5 protein-coding genes are annotated in these 3,950 nt (G+C 33.5%); 3 read left to right on the top strand and 2 right to left on the bottom strand.

What is annotated here, in order from left to right; genetic code table 11:
• The first annotated feature begins 220 nt into the window (after positions 1–220).
• Positions 221–862, top strand: a complete 642-nt coding sequence (locus tag V7150_RS26085; RefSeq protein ID WP_335524131.1) for a pyridoxamine 5'-phosphate oxidase family protein — start codon at positions 221–223, stop codon at positions 860–862.
• A 165-nt stretch (positions 863–1,027) separates the two neighbouring features.
• Here the strand turns inward: V7150_RS26085 and V7150_RS26090 are convergent, their stop codons facing one another.
• Positions 1,028–1,753 carry a VC0807 family protein gene (locus V7150_RS26090; protein WP_335524138.1) on the bottom strand — a complete coding sequence of 242 codons (726 nt, stop codon included), beginning with the start codon at positions 1,751–1,753 and terminating at the stop codon, positions 1,028–1,030.
• Positions 1,754–1,978: 225 nt separating this feature from the next.
• The gene (locus V7150_RS26095) at positions 1,979–2,551 is read right to left on the bottom strand and encodes an acetylglutamate kinase (protein WP_335524133.1); all 573 of its coding nucleotides are present in this window, start codon (positions 2,549–2,551) and stop codon (positions 1,979–1,981) included.
• Between the two features lie 256 nt (positions 2,552–2,807).
• On the opposite strand from V7150_RS26095, the gene V7150_RS26100 reads away from it, so the two are divergent.
• Together V7150_RS26100 and V7150_RS26105 are read left to right on the top strand one after the other, a co-directional pair.
• Complete coding sequence (locus tag V7150_RS26100; RefSeq protein WP_335524135.1) at positions 2,808–3,128, top strand: hypothetical protein; 321 nt, start codon at positions 2,808–2,810, stop codon at positions 3,126–3,128.
• A gap of 135 nt (positions 3,129–3,263) precedes the next feature.
• Complete coding sequence (locus V7150_RS26105) at positions 3,264–3,806, top strand: GNAT family N-acetyltransferase (protein WP_335524136.1); 543 nt, start codon at positions 3,264–3,266, stop codon at positions 3,804–3,806.
• Positions 3,807–3,950 lie beyond the last annotated feature (144 nt).

The following is a 3,950-nucleotide window of genomic DNA, read 5'->3' on the forward strand; positions in this document are numbered from 1 at the left end:
GTGCGAAAGTTGAGTTATTATATTAACCAAAAAAGAAAAACCATAAAGAATTTAAAATAATATTAGGTATAGTCAATGGTTAAAGGTTCTTATAATATTGATAAGAGCAAAAGATTGTATACTTATATCTATAAACTTTGAAAAAATTCTAATAATTTTTGTGGTACCAATTTTTTATGTTGTATAATGGGTTTATATTCCATTATTTAAAGGTGATAAGATGAGTATTAAGTTTAAAGAGATTATCTCTACAAAAGAAGAATTTGAACAGTTCCGTTCATTTATTGGACAACCAAGTCAAAGAGCTGCTAATAAAGTAATTTCTTTTATCGACCAGCATTGCAGAGACTTTATTTCTAAGTCACCATTTTTGTCATTGTCAACTTCTAATTCGGAAGGGCAATGTGATGTTTCACCAAGAGGAGATTCCCCTGGGTTTGTGACAGTTCTGGATGACCAGCATTTGTTTATTCCAGAACGACCAGGAAATCGAAGAATGGACTCCGTCGAAAACATTATTACCAACCCTAATATCGGGCTTCTATTTTTCATTCCTGGTTTAGGAGAAACATTAAGAATAAATGGGAAAGCTTATATTTGTCGTGATCCAGAGCTTCTAGAAATGAACACAGTAAATGGTCGAGTCCCTTTATTTGGTATTTTAGTAGAGGTAGAGGAGTGCTTTGCACATTGTGCTAAAGCTTTCATTCGTTCAGAATTGTGGAACCCGGATTCATGGTTAGCAAAAGAGAATCTTCCCTCAGTTCCTCAAATGTTGGTAGCTCACGCTAAAATACCCAATGTTACTGCTGATCAAGTAGCAAAGGATTTACAAGAAGGCTATAAGAGTCGACTTTATTAAATAAGTGACAGAAGAATCGACTTTCAATTAAAGTAGCTTTCACCCGTTTAATAGAGAGCTTATCGCATCACAAGAGTAAAAAATGAGAGACTAGCTTTCCCCTAGTCTCAAAATAGACAGAGGTGCATTTTTAACTAAACGTTTAATTAAAGTTCAATACTCCCGCTACCGCTTATGGGTGCTAAAATAAAAGTAAGCCCGTTCAAAATGAAAGGAAGTCCAGTAAGATGATATAGAAAGTAATGTTCTTCTTGGCTTTGCTATAGCAATTTTTTTGACCGGAGTTATGTCGTTCACAGCCTGATGGATAAAGAAGAAGGACGCCAGCGAAGCAATGGACAATATGATATTAAGGGAACTAACCAGTATAATATCAAGACGGTATGCCTCTACCCCGTATTTCATGATCCATCTTGATAAACATACAATATATATCAGTTCATTCGCACAATATATTAGTGTTATTAGTTGAAAAAGCTTGTATGTCTTCTTTTCAAAAAACAACTCTTTTGTTATTTTTCTGTCATATCCCCTCATCGCCATCAGATCCAATGTAAAGTATAAATAAAGCGGCTTCCTTACTGCAATGCTTACGGAATATATAAATAGTAAGGCAGCTGAGTAAAAAATATTATTCCATAACAGCTGCAGGGCAGACCCAGACAGCAAATCTACCAATAGGCCTGCGGTTAAATTCAGGATGACACATATTCCCGTATAATGAAGTCTTGCATTATTTTTGAATCGGTACAAGCTATAAAAGATTCCCGGAAGGGTGGAGAGAAGCATGGCGGGATAGTCCCCTACAACCTCCCTACCCAGCTCCCAAAATCCCAAAGGGAAGATAAAAAACAGTACAAAATCTACTATTAGCATTAAGGCTGGCCACATATTTTTCACCGTACTTTCCTCAGTCATTCAATATATATGGACCAACCTCAATAAAAAGAACGAGCTTACAACCCTCCACTTATTTTCAGCCTATTAATATTTTGATGTTTTTTTATTTGATACGACTCTAACGGACGGTCTAGTTCAATTTGAAATCACAAAAACTAAATAAAAAAGGCACTGAAATTAGCGCCATTTTTTATCTTATAGTGCAATCAGCAACTCTTAAATATGAAACTTTTTGGGGAATTGTTCCACAATTCCATTCGTTATTGTATCCGCCATTTGTAAAGCTTCCAACTCAATTTTATCAAACACAGCAATACTTGATTTAAAATCTCCTTGAAGTATAAATACTGCTTCCTTTGTAGTAAGTGCCAAATGCTCGAAAAACATTTCTCTGAATTCATTTAGTGATATAAAAGGATTTATTCTATTTAGGAATTCGGCAATTTCTTCTCCATTTGCGTACCATCTTCTCTCTAAAGCTGCTACAGCTATTTGATTGCCTGCTTTTGCGGCTTTGACAATTTCCGCAGCAATTACCAGGTGCTCCCTTATTAAGCTGCTGAACTTTGCGGCTATTTTATTTCCATAGTAAGGCTTTAGTAAATTTCCCATATCTGTAGCGTTCCGGAGAAGACGTGCAGTATTAAAGTCTAAATCAGGTAAATTAAAAGCAATGCTATTGATTGTCATTCTTGTCCAGTATACGTGTTGTTCCCAAACTAAACGCATGGAACTTTTTAATCTAACTTCCTGTTCACTAATACAAGAAGAGTTGAACCAAGGATTCATGGTTTCACCCCCTTACTCTCAATATCATGTTCAGTATATTCCGATTCAAAAAAGTGGCTTGTACTTTTGCTATTGGCTAATCGTTTATTCAAACAAAACCAAAAAGAATCGGTTGTTTTTACGATCCAGATTGTTTCCTTATTGAAGTAACGGGTGCTTGAGTTCAAAAATGAAAGGTTGATAATAATTAGGAAAGCATTTTTTGTTAACAGGGCGGGATTGTTTAATTAGGATTTTGGATTTGGGGGAGAAAATGATGTTTGTTAAAGTTTATCAGTATCATATTCAAAAAGATAAAGTAGATGAGTATTTAGGTGTACAGGAAAAAGCATTAGAAATCTATAGTAGGTATTTAGATTTTCATACAATTTATCTAAATAGCAAGGAAGATGTTACAAAGTGGATAGAGATTTCAAGATATAAGGATGAAGATGAATACCAAAAAAGTATGAAATTAATTAATGAACATGAAGAAATACAAGAACTATTCAAAGCATTTCAGTCACTTTTAGTTACTAACAAGAGTGAAATAAGTGAAGAAGACTTTGTAGAAAAGAAAGAAAAATATACTTTTTAGAAAACTATAATATTTAACTTAATCGAAGTTTTCTTCTTAATTTTAGTGATTAGCTACTAAAATTCGATCTTCAGCTTTCGGGGACTTAACTGAATTACGGTGTTGAAGTGAATAGGAGTGAGGAGGAGTTTTGGGGTGCTTAAAGTGGAGATAAGAAGGCCAAGAATCGAAGACATAAAAGAGTTAAATTCATTTTTTAGAATTGTGATTACTGATACGTTTATTAAAGAAGGTTTAGGGGAGAGGTTGAATGATATTAATGATGAAGTCGAAATTAAGGAAAAATACTTAGAAAATGATTTTGAAAGCAATGGTGAGAAAAAATATTTTTTGATTGCTTTAGATGGCGATAAAATTATTGGTTCAATTGAATATGGCCCAGCAAGTGATCTCATATGTAAATGTACAAACAACGCTTTCAAAGAGGTAATTGAGGTAGGTACAGTATTTGTTCATCCTGACTACCAGAGAATAGGGGTAGGGAATTTGCTATTGAATACAATGTATTTTACTTTAAAGAATAAAGGCATAGAAGAATTTTGTTTAGATAGTGGATATATTAGTGCACAAAAAATCTGGAAAAAGAAATTTGGAGACCCTAATTATTTGTTAAAGGATTATTGGGACAAAGGATTTGATCATATGATTTGGAGGATCAAGGTCAGCGATTTGGTATGATAAAAGTAATGTAGTAATTATGATCCCTAATAAAAATTATTAACGTAACTTTATGTTTAGATACTCACTTTGAATTGCTAACCAGAAGAATAAGGCAATTATTTCAAATATCACTTTTAAATAAAGAGAAAATGAATTAAAATT

The sequence above is a fragment of the Neobacillus drentensis genome (genome assembly GCF_036965245.1).
Lineage (GTDB): Bacteria > Bacillota > Bacilli > Bacillales > Cytobacillaceae > Neobacillus > Neobacillus drentensis_G.

What these genes read in the sequence shown, in the direction of transcription:
- V7150_RS26085 (WP_335524131.1), top strand. Translation starts at nt 221, where the DNA reads ATGAGTATTAAGTTTAAAGAGATTATCTCTACAAAAGAAGAATTTGAA.
- V7150_RS26090 (WP_335524138.1), bottom strand. Translation starts at nt 1,753, where the DNA reads ATGTGGCCAGCCTTAATGCTAATAGTAGATTTTGTACTGTTTTTTATC.
- V7150_RS26095 (WP_335524133.1), bottom strand. Translation starts at nt 2,551, where the DNA reads ATGAATCCTTGGTTCAACTCTTCTTGTATTAGTGAACAGGAAGTTAGA.
- V7150_RS26100 (WP_335524135.1), top strand. Translation starts at nt 2,808, where the DNA reads ATGTTTGTTAAAGTTTATCAGTATCATATTCAAAAAGATAAAGTAGAT.